The sequence below is a fragment of the Arthrobacter sp. PM3 genome, assembly GCF_003352915.1.
Taxonomy (GTDB): domain Bacteria; phylum Actinomycetota; class Actinomycetes; order Actinomycetales; family Micrococcaceae; genus Arthrobacter.
In genome coordinates this window covers 1,750,650-1,766,911 of sequence record NZ_CP022314.1, presented here as the reverse complement: position 1 = coordinate 1,766,911, position 16,262 = coordinate 1,750,650, and the positions used below count along the sequence as shown (strand labels likewise).

The 16,262-nt window shown below is 68.0% G+C and carries 16 protein-coding genes and 1 tRNA gene; 8 read left to right on the top strand and 9 right to left on the bottom strand.

Annotated elements, in window-relative coordinates; genetic code table 11:
- Positions 1 to 57: 57 nt before the first annotated feature.
- Positions 58 to 942, bottom strand: a complete 885-nt coding sequence (locus CFN17_RS08210) for a methyltransferase (protein WP_208750921.1) — start codon at positions 940 to 942, stop codon at positions 58 to 60.
- A gap of 246 nt (positions 943 to 1,188) precedes the next feature.
- Between CFN17_RS08210 and CFN17_RS08205 the strand changes: the two genes are divergently transcribed.
- Positions 1,189 to 2,268: a beta-propeller fold lactonase family protein gene (locus CFN17_RS08205; RefSeq protein WP_208750920.1), complete on the top strand. Its 1,080-nt coding sequence runs from the start codon at positions 1,189 to 1,191 to the stop codon at positions 2,266 to 2,268.
- Here CFN17_RS08205 and CFN17_RS08200 read toward each other — a convergent pair.
- The 4 genes from CFN17_RS08200 to CFN17_RS08190 all read right to left on the bottom strand — a co-directional run bounded on the left by CFN17_RS08200 (position 2,252) and on the right by CFN17_RS08190 (position 4,410).
- Entirely contained in the window at positions 2,252 to 3,211 is a 960-nt protein-coding gene (locus CFN17_RS08200; RefSeq protein WP_261792416.1) for a serine/threonine-protein kinase, read from the bottom strand. The genes CFN17_RS08205 and CFN17_RS08200 overlap by 17 nt on opposite strands.
- Positions 3,208 to 3,546: a hypothetical protein gene (locus CFN17_RS19925; protein ID WP_261792415.1), complete on the bottom strand. Its 339-nt coding sequence runs from the start codon at positions 3,544 to 3,546 to the stop codon at positions 3,208 to 3,210. The genes CFN17_RS08200 and CFN17_RS19925 overlap by 4 nt, the downstream gene beginning before the upstream one ends.
- A gap of 120 nt (positions 3,547 to 3,666) precedes the next feature.
- A complete protein-coding gene (locus tag CFN17_RS08195; RefSeq protein ID WP_208750918.1) occupies positions 3,667 to 4,170 on the bottom strand; it encodes a MarR family winged helix-turn-helix transcriptional regulator in 504 nt (167 codons plus the stop codon).
- Between the two features lie 167 nt (positions 4,171 to 4,337).
- Positions 4,338 to 4,410 (bottom strand) — tRNA-Lys (locus CFN17_RS08190).
- A 205-nt stretch (positions 4,411 to 4,615) separates the two neighbouring features.
- Between CFN17_RS08190 and CFN17_RS08185 the strand changes: the two genes are divergently transcribed.
- The 3 genes from CFN17_RS08185 (at position 4,616) to CFN17_RS08175 (ending at position 7,303) form a co-directional block, all read left to right on the top strand.
- Positions 4,616 to 5,269: a hypothetical protein gene (locus CFN17_RS08185; RefSeq protein ID WP_208750917.1), complete on the top strand. Its 654-nt coding sequence runs from the start codon at positions 4,616 to 4,618 to the stop codon at positions 5,267 to 5,269.
- Between the two features lie 398 nt (positions 5,270 to 5,667).
- Positions 5,668 to 6,285 (top strand): DUF47 domain-containing protein, encoded by a 618-nt coding sequence (locus tag CFN17_RS08180; protein ID WP_208750916.1) that lies wholly within the window; start codon positions 5,668 to 5,670, stop codon positions 6,283 to 6,285.
- Position 6,286: 1 nt separating this feature from the next.
- A complete protein-coding gene (locus CFN17_RS08175) occupies positions 6,287 to 7,303 on the top strand; it encodes an inorganic phosphate transporter (RefSeq protein WP_208750915.1) in 1,017 nt (338 codons plus the stop codon).
- Positions 7,304 to 7,311: 8 nt separating this feature from the next.
- On the opposite strand, the gene pstB is transcribed toward CFN17_RS08175, so the two are convergent.
- From pstB to pstS, 4 genes are all read right to left on the bottom strand, one after another.
- Positions 7,312 to 8,091 carry a phosphate ABC transporter ATP-binding protein PstB gene (gene pstB, locus CFN17_RS08170; protein ID WP_208750914.1) on the bottom strand — a complete coding sequence of 260 codons (780 nt, stop codon included), beginning with the start codon at positions 8,089 to 8,091 and terminating at the stop codon, positions 7,312 to 7,314.
- Positions 8,092 to 8,139: 48 nt separating this feature from the next.
- Positions 8,140 to 9,249 (bottom strand): phosphate ABC transporter permease PstA, encoded by a 1,110-nt coding sequence (gene pstA, locus CFN17_RS08165; RefSeq protein ID WP_208750913.1) that lies wholly within the window; start codon positions 9,247 to 9,249, stop codon positions 8,140 to 8,142.
- Positions 9,250 to 10,182, bottom strand: coding sequence for a phosphate ABC transporter permease subunit PstC (pstC, locus tag CFN17_RS08160; RefSeq protein ID WP_208750912.1), 933 nt, complete (start codon positions 10,180 to 10,182; stop codon positions 9,250 to 9,252).
- A gap of 195 nt (positions 10,183 to 10,377) precedes the next feature.
- Positions 10,378 to 11,499 (bottom strand): phosphate ABC transporter substrate-binding protein PstS, encoded by a 1,122-nt coding sequence (gene pstS / locus CFN17_RS08155; RefSeq protein WP_208750911.1) that lies wholly within the window; start codon positions 11,497 to 11,499, stop codon positions 10,378 to 10,380.
- Between the two features lie 247 nt (positions 11,500 to 11,746).
- On the opposite strand from pstS, the gene CFN17_RS08150 reads away from it, so the two are divergent.
- From CFN17_RS08150 to CFN17_RS08135, 4 genes are all read left to right on the top strand, one after another.
- Entirely contained in the window at positions 11,747 to 12,874 is a 1,128-nt protein-coding gene (locus CFN17_RS08150) for an aromatic acid exporter family protein (protein ID WP_208750910.1), read from the top strand.
- Between the two features lie 56 nt (positions 12,875 to 12,930).
- Positions 12,931 to 14,304, top strand: coding sequence for a DNA repair protein RadA (radA, locus tag CFN17_RS08145; RefSeq protein ID WP_208750909.1), 1,374 nt, complete (start codon positions 12,931 to 12,933; stop codon positions 14,302 to 14,304).
- A gap of 75 nt (positions 14,305 to 14,379) precedes the next feature.
- Positions 14,380 to 14,715 carry an SHOCT domain-containing protein gene (locus CFN17_RS08140; RefSeq protein WP_208750908.1) on the top strand — a complete coding sequence of 112 codons (336 nt, stop codon included), beginning with the start codon at positions 14,380 to 14,382 and terminating at the stop codon, positions 14,713 to 14,715.
- Positions 14,715 to 16,193, top strand: a complete 1,479-nt coding sequence (locus tag CFN17_RS08135) for a multicopper oxidase family protein (protein WP_208750907.1) — start codon at positions 14,715 to 14,717, stop codon at positions 16,191 to 16,193. Before CFN17_RS08140 ends, CFN17_RS08135 begins: the two co-directional genes overlap by 1 nt.
- The last annotated feature ends 69 nt before the right edge of the window (positions 16,194 to 16,262 follow it).

The following is a 16,262-nucleotide window of genomic DNA, read 5'->3' as shown; positions in this document are numbered from 1 at the left end:
GCATGCCCCGGCCAGTCCCGGCAGCCCGCATTCCGTACCTGCTGGCTCCAGATGTTCTCAGCCGGAAAACGCCCTCGTCCCGGCCACGACAGTGGCCCCCAGCTCCTCCGATTTCAGAATCCTCACCGCCAGGCCGTGAGAGCGGAGAATCCCTGCCGTCCGCGAGGCCTGGCGGCGGCTGGTTTCAATCAGCAACTCACCGCCCGGCGCCAGCCACTGCAGCGCCCCGGCGGCCACCCTGCGCTGGACCTCGAGTCCGTCGGCACCACCGTCAAGGCAGGCGCGCGGTTCATGCAGGCGCGCCTCCGGCGGCATTGTGCCGATATCGGCCGAGGGCACATAGGGAGCGTTCACAGCCAGCACCCGGACACGGCCGCGGAGCCTTCCCGGGAGTGGAGTGTAAAGATCGCCTTCGTGGACAGCACCGCCCAGCGGCTCGACATTGCGCCGTGCACACGCCGCGGCCAGCGGGTCGATGTCGGCGGCATGAAGTTCGACCGGACCGGAAAGGGCAGCCAGCGCGGCCCCGACGGCACCGGATCCGCAGCAGAGATCGACCACAACCGGGGTGGTATCAGCCGCAGGATCCCCGCCCTGGCCGTGAGGGCGGGGACTGCCCGTGTGGCCGTTGTCCTGGTGGAGGATCGCCATGCGCCAGGCGTCCAGAACCGCAGCCGCCTGCCGGACGAGGAATTCCGTTCGGCGGCGCGGCACGAAGACCCCGGACGTGACGGCAATGCGGAGCCCGCAGAACTCGGCCCAACCCAGTATGTGTTCAAGCGGCAGGCCGGAAATTCTGCTGCGGGCCATCGCTTCCAGCGCCTCGGGGGTCTGGGCGGCATCGATCAGGAGGCGGGCTTCGTCTTCGGCGAATACGCAGCCGGCTGCGCGAAGCCTCGCAGTAAGGGTCTGGTGCGCGGATTGCTGGGCAGCTGCTGGCACAGGGGCGCCTTTCGGTCTGGTCTCAGACACCCTCACCGCCAGCTGGCCGCAGGCCGGCGGCGCAGGAAGGGCGCCCTTCTTGGCATAGCGTGAACGGGACCCACCTCCTTCTGCTGGAGTTGCTTGCGGCTCTTTATGCTACCCATGGCCGACCCGCAGGCGGCGAAGAGTCCTCGCCAAGTTGCAGCGGCGGTTTGCGACGGCGCATAACCACACCTTTGCGGACAGGGCTGGCAGGATGGCTCCATGGAATCATTGTCCCCACGCGACCTCCTCTGGACCGGCTCCTACACGGCAGACGCCGGGGGCAGCGGCACGGGGATCGGTGCCGTCGCCCCGGCGACGGACGGTACGCTGCGCTGGCTGGGCGAGGCGGTGGCGGCCGACTCGCCTTCTTTCCTTGCCATCCATCCGGCACTCCCCATCGTCTACCCCGTGGCCGAGCACGCACGGACGGTCCGCGCCTACCGCCGCGCCGGCGCGTTTGGCCTGGAGCCTGCCGGGCCTGCCTGGCCGGCCGGCGACGCGGCCTGCCATGTCGCCGTCGAGCCTTCAGGCCGGTTTCTGGTGGTCTGTTGCTGGGGCGACGGCCAGGTGCTGTTCTACGAGCTCGACGCCGAAGGCGGGATCCTGGACCGCTCGCCCACGGTCCCGTCCCGCGACCCTTACGGTGACGTTGCCGGCGCGGAAGTGCGGCCCAGCCGCGCACATGCCGCTCTCATACTTGCCGACGGACGGGTGATGACCACCGATCTCGGTCACGACCTCCTGCGGATCTGGAACGTCCGCCGGAGCCCGGCGCCCCGGCTGGTCCCGGATCACGAGGTGGTCCTGCCGCAGGGCAGCGGCCCCCGGCACTTGGTCCAGCACCCGGATGGGACCGTCTTTGTGGTGACCGAGTATTCAATTGAGGTGGCCGTGGCCGGGAAGTCGCCCGGCTCAGGGGACTTCAGCCTCAGCTTTACCGGACCGGCCACGGCCGGCGGGGCGCTCCCGGGAGATTCAGCGGCCGAAATCGCCCTGGCGGCCGACGGCCGGCATGCCTACGTGGGCGTTCGCGGCTCGAACCGGGTCAGCGTGCTGGAGGTGGAGCCCGGCAGTGCGGCGTTGCGGCCTGTAGCCGACGTGTCCAGCGGCGGCGACTGGCCCCGGCATCATCTGGTCCGCAACGGATGGCTGCATGTGGCCCATGAACGCTCCGGCGACGTCGTGTCATTCCCGCTGGACCCGGACTCCGGACTACCAGGCAGCCCTGCGGGCCGGCTGCAGGTAGCCTCGCCTACCGCCTTGGTGCCGGCACTGAAGGGATTTACACCACGGGGTTGAGCGGCTGGTGGCGAAGAGCCGGAGGTGACGCCTTCCAGCCTCCGGCTCGAAGGCCGGCCGCCATGCCCCACAGGGATGGCGAAGGCCTGCGTAGCATCGCGGCGGCTTCGGCGGCGGCCTCCGCGGCCGTCGGCCGGTCGGCGGCCGCCATCGCCGTCATGGCTGACAGCAGCGATACCCACCGGGCGCCCAGCCCGCGGGGGATTTCCGGCCCTCTTAGGGTCCGCGCCACCAGCGACTCCACGTGCGTACCGGGAAACGCTTTGACCGCGGTCAGGCACTCCAAAAGAACCAGGCCCAGAGCGTAGATGTCCGTCGCCGGATCGGCAGGTTCTCCGCTGGCCTGCTGCGGACTCATGTAATGCACCGTTCCCGACGACGTTCCCGGCTCAAGGGCGGTCCCGGTTGGAACCGCGATGCCGAAGTCCGCAATCCGCACGGGAGACCTGCGCAGGGAACTAAGGAGTATGTTTGCCGGCTTGATGTCCTGGTGGACGAGTCCGCGGCCGTGGACGTGGCCGAGCCCGGCCAGGGCCGCTGCGGCCCAGCCGGCCACCTCCCGCGGGTCGCCTGGGCCTGTGCGGATCCGTTCGGCCAGGTCCCCGCCATAGGCAAACTCCTCGACCAGGAAGGACCTGCCCGCCCAGGGACCGCCTTCCGGGACGCGGCCCTCGCCGACAAGTGCGACCACCGCTGGATCGGCCAGCAATGACAGCACGCGGACTTCGTCGTGGATTCTCTGGGAGTGCCTGCCGTCGGGACCTTCGGCCACTTTGACGGCCACCGGCCGCTCGTTCTCCAGGTCCGTTCCGCGAAAGACGGTGGCGGTGGCGCCCCTACCCAGGCGTTCCTGGATCCGGAAGGATCCCCACTCGCCCGTGGGCCGGCGCGCCTGAAGCACGCTGCCCGAGAACACCGGCCGGGCTGGCGCCTGGGCAGTCACCGGCTTTGCCAGTAGGCCGCGACAAGGCCCGTGGTTTCGTGGTCGACGTCGTCCAATTGGAAACCGCAGCGGCAGCGCCACAATGCCGGGAGGACAGCGGAATGGCCTGCGGGCTCGAACGAATAGGAGGCCATGACGTTCGTCTCCGGGGCACGCCATTCCATCGGTGCACCGCAGTGCCGCGGCGCGTGGCTGTCCGGCACTGTCAATCCCGGCGCCGTCATGGCCGGCGCTGACATGGCCGGAAGAGTTGCATCGCCGTCTGCCAGCGTGGCGCGGCCTACCGCCAAGGAGCCGACGCCGGGGCCCCCGTTTAGGGTTGCGGATTCAGTCACGACGCCTACTCTCGTTTGATGGTGGAACCAAGTAGTAAGCATACATATAACTAGTCGGACTAGCTAGTTAATCGAGCTAGTTATCTCTGATTTCCGGCCTCGTTTCCCGAGACCCGGATACTAGGGCTCGTGCGGGTCCTCGCTGATGGCCGCGCCCATCCGGCGCAGGAACGTAATGACCACGCGGGCGTCTTCGGCGCTCAGGGACTCGGCCACTTCCATCATCCGGCGATGCATGCGGCCCAGGGTGGCGCGGACCTCGGAGTCCGTCGCCACCGTCGGCACAATCACCAGCGAGCGCCGGTCCGTCGGATGGGGTTCGCGCCGAACATGGCCGCTGGCAACCAGCCGGTCGATCAGGGAGGTGGTGGACGCCGTGGTGATCCCCAGGATGCGACTGAGATCCTTGGGGCCCACGCGTTCGCCGGTTGACGCCGCGCGGAGCAGGTAGCGCAGCGCCAACAGATCGGTCTCACCCATCCCCATCGAATCCCGGGTGGACCGCCGGATCGCCACCTCCGCGGCCCTGTAGTCGCGAAGGGCATGCAGGATTGCCGCGGGCGGGTCAAGCCTGTCGTCGGGACCGTACCAGTATCCGGAGGACGGGGCGGAGTGGGAGTCCATCCGGCAATCCTAGCGGAACTGGTTACTAGCCTGCCGTACAATTCCGGACACCCGCTGCTGCTGTCCGGAAGCAGTTGACCAGCACTGCGCCAACATCCGCGGGACACAAAAAATCCCCGGCCTCCTGTTGCCAGGAAGCCGGGGTTTCCACTCTTCACGGGAAAGAGTGGGCCCTGTGGGGATCGAACCCACGACCCACGGATTAAAAGTCCGATGCTCTACCAACTGAGCTAAAGGCCCCAACCAAAAAGCTGCCGAAGCCACCGGAGAACCCGTGGCTGTGGCGCATTTCAGCCCAATCCATTTCTGGACGATTAATACTGTACCCCAAGACCCGGGCCGCTTTTTCACGTTGCCCGGACCGGCGTCGGGCAGCAGCCGCACTTACTGGCGGCAGCGCCGACCGATCCTCGATTCCCCGGCAGCACTGGAGTAGCGTGGTGGCATGAGCGAGCAAGCAGGATCCAGCGCCCCCGCCCCGCGGCACCACAAGCCGAAACCCTTCGCGCCGATCGATTTTGAGCCGTTCGCCGGCGGAGCCGATCCCGCCCGCGTCTCGGAAGCCGCCCACTTGGCAGCCCAGGCACTGGTGCGCCGCGGCCGCGACAGTGACGATCCAAAGGTCACCAGGCGGCTGGTGAAGCTTGCCGACGAGCAAGGACTGGAGGCGATCGCCGAGATGTGGGCCGAAAGCCCCGCCCGGTCCCTTCCCGGCGCCCTGTGGCGCCTGTACGCCTTACGCGCGGCCACCATCCAGGATCCTGAGCGGATCTCCGTCTACTTCAAAGCGGGAAAGGACACGGCCCAGGTTTCGCATGTTGTGGCCGGGGCCGCCGAACCGCCTGGTGCGGACGAGATGAAATCCATGGCGGACGCCATCCTTTCGGGGGCGTTCGACGGCGACTTCGACGTCGCGCTGGAACGTTCCGCCGCATTCTGCCGTGTGGTGGCCCTGGGCCAGGCAACTCTTGCCGACGGCGCCGAACACAGCAACGCTAACCACGCCAGCAAGCTCACCCGCAACTCCCACCTCTTGGTCAAGACGGCGGAGGACCTCGAGCACGCTGCCAACGCGTGGCGACTCGGCGAACTGGACTAGTTGAGCGGAGTAGCCGGACCGGACTTGCCGCACGGGACTGGACAACCCGCCCCGGACGAACCGGCCCTGGCACCCCGGGGGCACGCATGGCGGCGGCCGGCTGTCAATGTTGACTTGAATGAACCTACGTAGAAAACTAAAAGCGGTGCCGAACCGCGAAACCCCCGGGCTTCAACATTTAGCCGCCTAGAGCGGCCTACCGCCGAGAGGCGTATCCGGTTCGGCACCATTTTTGTGCCCAATTCGCGTGCACCGGAGCCTGCGCCGTCATATGCCGCGTCCGGCCGGTAGCCGCCCTGCGCGGACGGTAGAGTAATGCGTATGCGCTGGTCTCCGTCAAGTCACACGGCCTGCCGCCCCGACCCGCGAAACTCTCCCCGGAAGACCGGTGACGCAACGTGAAGCTGCGGCTGTTTCCGCAGGAGGCCGCCGGGCTGAACCTGCTCTCCCAAATGGCCCGCCAGATCGTGCTGGCAACCGGAACGCTTTCCGAAATTCTGGGCGCCCCAGCCAGTGAGCATGTCCGGCTCGTGGAGGACATGCACAACCACGAGGCCAAATCAGCGGAGCTGCACTTCGCCCTCCTGACCCACATGCGGACCAGCTTCGTGAACCCGATCCCCCGCGAGGACATGTACGCCCTGTCCCGGTACCTCAATGAGGCCATCGAGAAACTGGATGCGGCAGCCGAACTCGTGTCCCTCTACAAGCTCGACCGGCTGCCCAGGCGCGCCGCGGACCAGCTGGAAATCATCAGCCGGCAGGCCGAGCTCACTGTCGATGCCATGCGGCAGTTGGACAACCTGGACGAACTCGAAGACTACTGGATCGAAATCCTGCGCCTGGCCAAACGTGCCGAACGCACCCACCGGATCTGGGTCGCCGACATGCTCCACGAGATGAAGTCGGCGCAGTACGCGCGCAACCGCGACATCGCGAACCAGCTCGTGGAGGTCACGAAGGACATGCGCCGGATCGCGACCCAGGTGGGCAGCATCATCGTCAAGGAATCCTGAGGTGACAAACTTCTTCCTTGCCCTGGTGCTGGTGTGCGCCGGGGCATTCGCGTTCCTCAACGGCTTCCGGGATGCGTCGGCTTCGGTGGCCCTCGCGGTACGGACGCGCGCCCTGACCCCCACCGTGGCGGTGCTGCTGGCCAGCCTGTTCAACTTCATCGGCGCCTGGTTGAGCGCCACCCTCGTGCTGGCCATCAGCCAGACCTGGCTGTCGCTGCCGGCCGGCACCAACGGCCTCACCATCCTTCTGGCAGGGCTGCTGAGCGCCATTCTCTGGGGCCTCTACATGTGGTGGCGCGGGATCCCGGCGTCCTCCACGCATGCCCTGGTCGGCGGGCTCGCCGGGGCGGGTGTCGCGAGCGTCGCCGTCGGCGGTTACCCGGTCACCGGCGTTAATGCCTCCCTGGTGTCCCAGGTGGTGCTCCCGCTGCTGGCCTCCCCGGTGATCGCCTATATCGGGGCATACCTGCTCGTCTGGCCCGCCACGTGGGCCGAACGCTACACGCCGCCCAACGTCGTCAACAGCCGGTCGCGGCGGGCCCAGGCCATCGCCGCTGCGGCGGTCGCCTTCGGGCACGGGCTGCAGGACGGCCAGCGCACCAGCGCCGTGGTGATCCTTGCGCTGCTGGCTGCCGGGTTCTCCGACGGCGGCTCGGTGCCGGCGTGGGTGGCGCTGCTGACGGCCATGATGCTGTCCGCGGGAACCCTGGCGGGCGGCTGGCGGATTTCGTACACCATCGGCTACCGGCTGGTCCGGATCGACCCCCTGCGCGGTTTCGTCGCCCAGATCTACAGCGCCGTGATGCTGCTCGTGGGCGCCGTCGGACTGCACTGGCCTGTTTCCACGACCCACATGGTGACGTCCGCAGCCCTTGGCGCCGGCGCCAACCAGAGTTTCCCGGGCACCAACCGCCGGTGGGTGATCCGCATTCTGGCGTTCTGGGTCCTGACGCCCCTTGCCACCGCCGCCGCGGCGTTCGTCCTGCAGTTGGCGCTCTCGCCGGCTGCCGGGTTCTAAAGCCGGATTTATCCGAAGCGGCCGGACACGTAGTCCTCAGTGGCCTTCTGGGTCGGGTTGCTGAAGATCGTCGGGGTGTCGCCGAACTCGATCAGCTTTCCCGGCTTGCCCGTTCCGGCGATGTTGAAGAACGCCGTCTTGTCGGACACGCGGGCTGCCTGCTGCATGTTGTGGGTCACGATCACCACCGTGTACTGGTCCTTGAGCTCATTAATGAGGTCCTCAATGGCCAGCGTCGAGATCGGGTCGAGCGCTGAGCAGGGCTCATCCATGAGGATCACCTGCGGTTCCACGGCGATCGCGCGCGCAATGCAAAGACGCTGCTGCTGGCCGCCGGACAGGCCCGATCCCGGCTTGCCCAGACGGTCCTTGACCTCGTTCCACAGGTTGGCGCCCTGCAGGGAGCGCTCCACCAGGACGTCCGCCTCGCCCTTGGAGATTTTCTTGTTGTTCAGCTTCACGCCGGCCAGGACGTTGTCCCGGATGGACATGGTGGGGAACGGGTTGGGGCGCTGGAAGACCATGCCGATCTGCGAGCGGACCGTCACCGGGTCGACGCCGGGACCGTACAGGTTGTCGCCGTCCAGCAGCACTTCACCTTCGACCCGGGCGCCGGGAATGACCTCGTGCATGCGGTTCAGGGTGCGCAGGAACGTGGACTTGCCGCAGCCCGAGGGGCCGATGAAGGCGGTGACCGACTTGGCGTCGATGTTGATGTTGACGTCTTCGACGGCCAGGAATTTGCTGTAGTAGACGTTCAGGTCTTTGACGTCGATGCGCTTAGACATGGTGTTCCTTCACTTGCTGGAGGTATGGGCGGCAGGCGCGGCGGGGGCCTAGCGGCCGGTCTTGGGGGCGAAGATGCGGGCGATCAGGCGGGCCACGAGGTTCAGCAGCATCACCAGGATGATCAGGACCAGCGCGGCACCCCACGCGCGCTGGTTCGACGGGTCCGGGTTGGACGGCGACGTCGGGTTGAGGATCTGGGTGTAGATGAACGTGGGCAGCGAAGCCATCCAGCCGCTGAACACGTTGTAGTTGATCGAGGTCGCGAACCCGGCGGTGACCAGGATCGGCGCCGTCTCACCGATCACGCGGGCAATCGCCAGGGTGATGCCGGACGCGATGCCGGAGATCGCCGTCGGGATGACCACCTTGACGATGGTGCGCCACTTGCGGACGCCGAGGGCGTAGGCGGCCTCGCGGAGTTCGTTGGGGACGATCTTCAGCATTTCCTCGCTGGAGCGGACCACCACCGGGATCATCAGCACGGACAGGGCGACGGCGGCGACGCCGGCGGTCTTGGTGCCGGGCCCGATGACCGCGAAGAAGAACGCGGCGGCGAACAGGCCGGCAACGATCGAGGGAATGCCGGTCATGACGTCCACGAAGAACGTGATGGCACGCGCCAGGGGACGGTCCGCGCCGTACTCAACCAGGTAGATGGCGGTCAGCAGGCCGACTGGTACCGAAATCAGCGTGGCAAGGATGGTCATCAGGACCGTGCCGATCAGGGCGTGGTAGATGCCTCCAACCACGGGAGCGCCCTGCTCGACGGCCTTGTTGTCAAAGGCCCCGGTGACGCCGTTCATCGAGGTGGAGAGGAAGCCGGGATCCATCAGGCCCGGAAGACCCTTCACCAGGACGGTCCAGATCACCGAGACGAGGGGCAGCAGGGCGATCAGGAACGCCCCGACCACGAGGCAGGTGACGAGCTTGTCCTTCGCACGCCGGGACCCTTCGACGGCGGCGCTCCACATTGTCAGGCCGGCGCTGAAGAAAATGGCGGACACTATGCCCCAGCCCAGCGGGTTGAAGCCGATCAGCGCCATGACAGCAGCACCGAGGACGAGGGCAACAGCCAGGACGATGTAAGGCGCGGCCTTGGGCAACTGGCCTTTGGTGAGGGCCGATCGCTTCCGGACCGGCGTCAGGGTGGAGGTCATTTAGTTGGCTCCCGAGAATTCTTTGTGCCGGGTGATGACCCAGCGGGCGATCATGTTCACGCCCAGGGTGATGACGAACAGGACCAGGCCGGCGGCGATGAGCGTGCTGACCTTCAGGCCGCTGGCCTCGGGGAAGTTCAGCGCGATTTCGGCGGCGATGGTCTGGTTGCCGGACTGGATGAGGCTCGCCGTGAGGGCGCCGGAGGACAGCACCAGCGCGACGGCCATGGTCTCACCGAGTGCGCGGCCCAGGCCCAGCATCACGGCGCTGATGACGCCCGGACGGCCGAACGGCAGCACCGCTGTACGGATCATTTCCCAGCGGGTGGCGCCAAGGGCCAGCGCGGCTTCCTCGTGCAGCTTGGGGGTCTGCAGGAAGATTTCGCGGCTCAGGGACGTGACGATCGGCAGGATCATGACCGAGAGCACGATCCCTGCGGTGAGGATGGTCTTGCCGGTGGCCGAGGCCGGTCCCTGGAAGATCGGCAGCCAGCCCAGGTTGCCGGCCAGCCAGGCATAGGCCGGGGAGATTTCCCGGGCAAGGACGGCCGCACCCCAGGCGCCGTAGACAACGGAGGGGATGGCGGCCAGCAGGTCCACGACGTAGCCCAATCCGGAGGCGAGCTTCCGCGGGGCGTAGTGCGAGATGAACAGGGCGACGCCGATGGCCACCGGGGTGGCGATGACGATGGCGATCGCCGCGGCGATGAGGGTACCGATCACGATCGGCCAGATGTAGGAGAGGAAGCCCTCTCCGCCCTGGATCTTGTCCGGTGCCGCCGTGAGGGCCGGGAGGGACTGGACGATCAGGAACACTGCCACACCGAAGAGCACGGCAAGGATCAGGCACCCGGCGGCCACAGTGGCTGCGGAGAAGACTTTGTCGCCGGCGCGGTCTGCGCTCCGGGACGAGGTCAGGGAGGTGGTGGTCACTTCACGGTCCTTCAGTTGGGGTATAGATCCGCGGGGCCGGCGGCGGCCTGCGCCGCCGGCCCCCGGTAAATCTTGATGTTTGGAACAAACGCGTCGGTTCCCTGCCCCGTGGCGGCCGCCGGTGGCGGTCGTTCCGGAACAGGGAACCTTCGTCAGGCTGGTGTTTCCACTATGCCTTGCAGCGCAACGTAATCCCTAGGCCTTGCCCTTGACGGACTCGAGCGCGGTCTTGACCTTGTCCTGCAGGGCTGCCGGCAGCGGTGCAGACTTGGCGGACTCGGCGGCGGCCTTCTGGCCGGCGTCGGAAGCCGCGTAGCTCACGAACGCCTTGACCAGGTCAGCGGTGGCCTTGGTGTCATAGCTGGTGCAGACGATGTGGTAGGACACCAGGACGATCGGGTAGGCGCCGGCGGCCGTGGTGGTGCGGTCGATCTTGATGGCGAGGTCGTTGGCGCTGCGTCCCTCGACCGGCTTGCTGGCGTCGACGGCCTTGGCAGCGGCGTCGGCGGAGATCTTCGTGAAGGCGTCGCCGACCTTGATCTGCGCGGTACCGAGCTTGCCGCTGACGGCGGAGTCATCGGCGTAGGTCACGGCGCCCGGGGTGTCGGTGACGGTCTTGACGACGCCGGAGGTGCCCTTGGCGTTCTCGCCCTGCAGGCTGGCGGGCCAGACGCCGGCAGCCTTGTCAGTCCAGACCTCGGGGGCAACGGCGGCCAGGTAGTCGGTGAAGTTGGTGGTGGTGCCGGAGTCATCCGAGCGGTTGACCGGGGTCACCTTGAGGTCCGGCAGCTGGACGCCCGGGTTCAGGGCGGCGATCGCCGGGTCGTTCCACTTGGCGACCTGGCCGCGGAAGATCTTGGCAACGGTAGCCGCGTCCAGCTTCAGGTCCGTAATGCCGGGCAGGTTGAACGCCACGGCGATCGGGGAAATGTAGACCGGGATGTCGATGGCACCGTCGGGGCCACACTTGTCCTTGGAGCTGGCGAGCTCTTCGTCCTTGAGGTAGGCGTCGGAACCGGCGAACTGGGCCGAGCCGTCGAGGATGGCCTTGCGCCCGGCGCCGGAGCCGTCCGGGGAGTACTGCACGTTTGCACCCGGGTTAGCGGAAGCGAAGTTGGTCTTCCAGACATCCATGGCAGCGCCCTGGGCGGAAGAACCGATGCCGGTCAGGGTGCCGGTGACTGCGGGGCCCGAGGCGGTCGGCGCGGCGGACTGTGCCGTGTTGGTTGCGTTGTCCGAACCGCAAGCGGTCAGCGCGAGTGCGCCGGCGGCGATAACAGCGATAGCCGCGTTGCGGCCGAAGCGGAGTGCCTTCACTTAGATGTACCCCTTCCAGGGCTTTGCGTGCCGGGCCGGAGAAGGCCGGGCAGGGATGCGTACGGTTTGTACCTTTACCGAAGGTAAGTGCCCCAGGTGAAGAGAATTGCTGTCCAAAGTGAACGGCCGGTTAACGACGCCGGACTATTGGCTTACATCTGCCGGGAAGCCATTGTGTTCCGTGCGTCACAGTCGTATCGCTCACGCCGTGACCCGGCGCCCCTCCGCGGCAAATAGACTGGTGGGCATGGCCTCCGAGACTGGACTCTCCGCAAGCGCACGATTCCTGCGCGGCCGGGTCCGCACGGGGATGGTCCGCAGCCGGAACTCCCTGGTCCCCGCTGTCCAGATGACCGCCTGCGCCGTCGGCGCCTACGCGTTCGCCGAATACGTCCTGGGCCACAGCGGCCCGCTGTTCGCGGCCACGTCCTCCCTGATCGCCCTCGGCTTTTCCCGGGAGCCCCGGCTGCGCCGCGTGATCGAGGTGGGCCTGGGCTGCACGCTCGGGATCGTGGTCGGAGACCTGCTGCTGCACTGGCTTGGCTCCGGAATCTGGCAGGCGGCCATCGTGTTGTTCTTTTCCATCCTCTTGGCCCGGTTCCTGGACAGCGGGACAATCTTCACCACTCAACTGGGCCTGCAGTCGGTACTTGTGGTGCTCCTGCCGGTGCCGCCCGGCGGTCCGTTCACCCGCAGCATCGACGCCGTGGTGGGCGGGGTGTTCGCCCTGCTGATGACCATCCTGGTGCCCAAAGACCCCCGGCGTGAGCCGCGCGACGACGTCAAGAAGCTCCTGCACGAACTCGCCGAAGTGCTCCGGGAATGCGCGTCGGCGCTGAGCTACAGCGACTCCACCCAGGCCTGGCACGCCCTCATCCGCGGGCGGAACTGCCAGCCCCTCGTCGACGCCATGCGGCAGTCCCTGCGGGCCTCCGGCGAAGTGGCGACCCTTGCCCCGGCGTACCGGCGGCACCGGGACGAACTGGACCAGATGGAACAGTCCCTGGACTATATCGACCTCGCACTGCGCAACAGCAGGGTCTTTGCCCGCCGCCTGACCAGCGCCATCAACCACGCGGCGCTTTCCGACGAGGCCACCCAGAACATCGCCGACGTCCTGCAGGAAACTGCCGCCGCCGTCGAGGAACTGTCCCTGGGCCTCGCGGAGGTGCACGACGGCGCCCGCCGCGCCCACCTGCGGACGGCCCGGTCCGAGCTGCGGGAGATCGCCGGCCGCCTTCATCCGCGGATCCTGGAAGTCCGGTTGCTCGAAGGCGAAACGGTGGTCATGCTTTTCCGGCCGCTCATGGTGGACCTCCTGGAGGCCGCAGGCGTGGATTCCAAGGAAGCCCGGGACATCCTGCCCCCGCTCTAGTCCCGCCCCTCCCCTGCGGCGCCGTGATTGTCGCAGGCCGCCGATAGGGTTGACCAATGGCTACAAAGACTTCCCGGGCGCCCAAAGCTCCCGGCTATAAATGCGCCGAATGCGGCTGGACGACGGTCAAGTGGGTGGGCCGCTGCGGTGAGTGCCAGGCGTGGGGCAGCGTCGAGGAAACCGGCAACGCCGTCGCCCGGACGACGGCGGCCACGACGGTCCTGGAACCCGCCCGCCGGATCGCCGACGTCGACGCCACCACGGCGGCGTTCCTGCCCACCGGCGTGGACGAACTCGACCGGGTCCTCGGCGGCGGCCTGGTGCCCGGCGCCGTGATCCTCCTCGCGGGCGAACCCGGTGTGGGCAAGTCCACCCTGCTGCTGGACGTCGCGGCGAAGTTTGCCCGGACCGCCCAGGACGTCCTCTACATCACCGGCGAGGAATCCGCCGCGCAGGTCAAGCTGCGGGCGGACCGGATCGACGCCGTGGCCGAATCTTTGTACCTTTCGGCGGAAACGGACCTCGGCCAGGCCCTGGGGCAGGTGGAGAAGCTCGAACCGCGGCTGCTGGTGGTGGACTCGGTCCAGACCCTGAGCAGCGCCGACGTCGAGGGCAGCGCCGGCGGTGTGTCCCAGGTGCGCGAGGTCGCGGCGTCGCTGATAGCCGCGGCCAAGCGCCGCAACATGACCACGCTGCTGGTGGGGCACGTGACCAAGGACGGCTCCATCGCCGGGCCCCGGCTCCTGGAACACCTCGTGGATGTTGTCTGCCAGTTCGAGGGCGAACGGCACTCCAGGCTGCGGCTGCTGCGCGCCGTGAAGAACCGGTACGGCCCCACCGACGACGTCGGCTGCTTCGATCTGAACGAGGACGGCATCGAGGGCCTGGCCGATCCGAGCGGCCTGTTCGTCTCCCGGACCAAGGAACCGGTCTCCGGAACGTGCATCACCGTCACGCTGGAGGGACGCCGGCCGCTGCTGGCCGAGGTCCAGTCGCTGCTGGCCGAAAGCGCCAGCTCGCAGCCGCGCCGCGCCACCAGCGGACTGGACAGCTCGCGGGTGGCGATGCTGCTGGCCGTCCTGCAGCAGCGGGCCGGCTGCCTGCTGAGCAAGGACGACTCGTACGTGGCAACCGTCGGCGGGGTCAAGCTCAGCGAGCCCGCGACGGACCTCGCCGTGGCCTTGGCGGTGGCCTCCGCGAAGGCCAGGAAGCCGCTTCCCGAACGTCTGATCGCGTTCGGCGAGGTTGGCCTGGCCGGCGAAGTGCGTCCTGTGCCCGGCATCAACCAGCGCATCCAGGAGGCGCACCGGCTCGGTTTCACCCATGCCGTGGTACCGGCCACCCTCAACGGGCCCGGACCGGTGCCGGCGGGGTTCAGGGTCCGGGAGGTCGGCCACCTGGCCGAGGCGCTGGGGCTGCTGATCAGCTGAGGCCCCATAGGACCCTTGCACGGCACTTCCGGCGGGCGCACGATGAGGTTGTAGGCCGTGCGGAGGGGATCCATCATGATGTGGGGTTATGGCTTTGAAATGGGCTGGATGTGGCTTTGGGGCGTGTTTCTGCTGGCCGGCATCGCGGTCCTGGTCATCCTGGCCATCCGGCTCCTGACCGGCGGCATTAGCCACGGCAGCCCCGGACCGGGGCTGCCCCCGCCGCCCCCGCACACCGCCGGACAGTTCCCTCCACCCGGGCAGGCCGCCCCGCCTCCCGGCACTCCCCCTGTTCCCCCTGCCCAGGGACGGTCCCAGGCCCGCCTGATCCTTGACGAACGCTTTGCGCGCGGCGAGGTGTCCGTTGAGCAGTACCGCGAGAGCCTGAAAGTGCTGGGCGAGGAGCCCTAGTGCAACCCCTGAGCCGCCGCAATGCCCTGTTGATGGGCGGGGTTGGCGTGGCCGCCACGGCCGTGGGAGCGGCGGGACTCGCCTGGACACTGACGTCCCAAAGGGCGCCGGTTGCCGGGGCCGCTTTGACGCATCCGGCGGAGCGGAGCAGCGCCGGCGGAACCTTGGCGCTCGAGTTGGAGGCAGCCCCGGCCACCTTGGAGCTGGGCGGCCGCCAGGCCACAGCTCTTGGTTACAACGGGACCAGTCCCGGCCCCACACTGCGGCTGCGCGCCGGGGACCTGCTCCGCATCCGGCTGCTGAACCGGCTGGCCGAGCCCACCAACCTTCACCTGCACGGGCTCCATGTGTCCCCGCAGGGAAACGGCGACAACGTGTTCGTGACGGTCGCCCCGGGCGGCAGTTTCGACTACGAATACCGCCTGCCCGCTGACCACCCGGCCGGCGTCTACTGGTACCACCCGCACCACCACGGCATGGTCGCGGGGCAGGTCTTCGGCGGCCTCTTCGGGGCCATCATTGTCGAGGACAACGAGCCTGTTCCGGCCGCCATGGACCGCGTGCTGGTGGTCTCCGACACGGACCTGGACGCCGCGGGAAACGTCCGCCGCGTCCCGCAGGCAGAGCGCATGGCCGGCAGGGAAGGCGGCCTGGTGCTCGTCAACGGCCAAAGCAACCCCCTGATCAGCGCGCTGCCCGGGCAGCGGGAAAGGTGGCGGCTGGTCAATGCCTGCGTGTCCCGCTACCTCCTGCTGCAGCTGGCCGGACAGGACCTGCAGCTGCTCGGCCTGGACTCCGGGCGTTTCCAGCCGCCGGAACCCGTCACCGAGGTGCTCCTGGCGCCCGGAAACCGGGCGGACCTCCTGGTGACGGCGGCGGCCGGCGGATCGGTGCTGCGGGCCGCCTACTATGACCGTGGCAGCATGCCCGGAATGATGGGCCGGGGCCCTGCGGGCCGCGACACGCCGGACCAGTCCCAGGGAGTCGCACTGGCAACGCTCCAAGTGGCGGGCGAACCGGCCGCCGCCCCCGCCGGCTTGCCGCCCCGGCCGGCGGCCGCGGACCTGAGGGAGCTTCCCGTCGCCGCGCACCGGCGGTTCCTGCTCGCGGCAGGCATGGGCGCCGGGAGCATGGGCGGAGGCGGCTCCGGCATGATGGCCTTTACGATCAACGGCAGGGAATTCGACGCGGCCAGGACCGACACCAGGGTGGCGGCAGGCAGCGTGGAGGAATGGACGGTGGTCAACACCAGCCCCATGGACCATCCGTTTCACCTGCATGTGTGGCCGATGCAGCTCATCTCGGCCAATGGCGCAGCCCCCGCCGTCCCCACGTGGCAGGACGTGGTCAACGTGCCGGCGAATGGACAGGTGACGGTCAGGATCGCCTTCAAGGACTTCGCCGGCCGGTCCGCGTACCACTGCCACATCCTCGACCATGAGGACCTGGGGATGATGGGCGTGATCGAGGTCCGCTGAGCAAACCCTTGCGGAACATACCCCCCGGGGGTATGTTGGGAGCGTTCGAAGACGACTGGACTTCCGTCA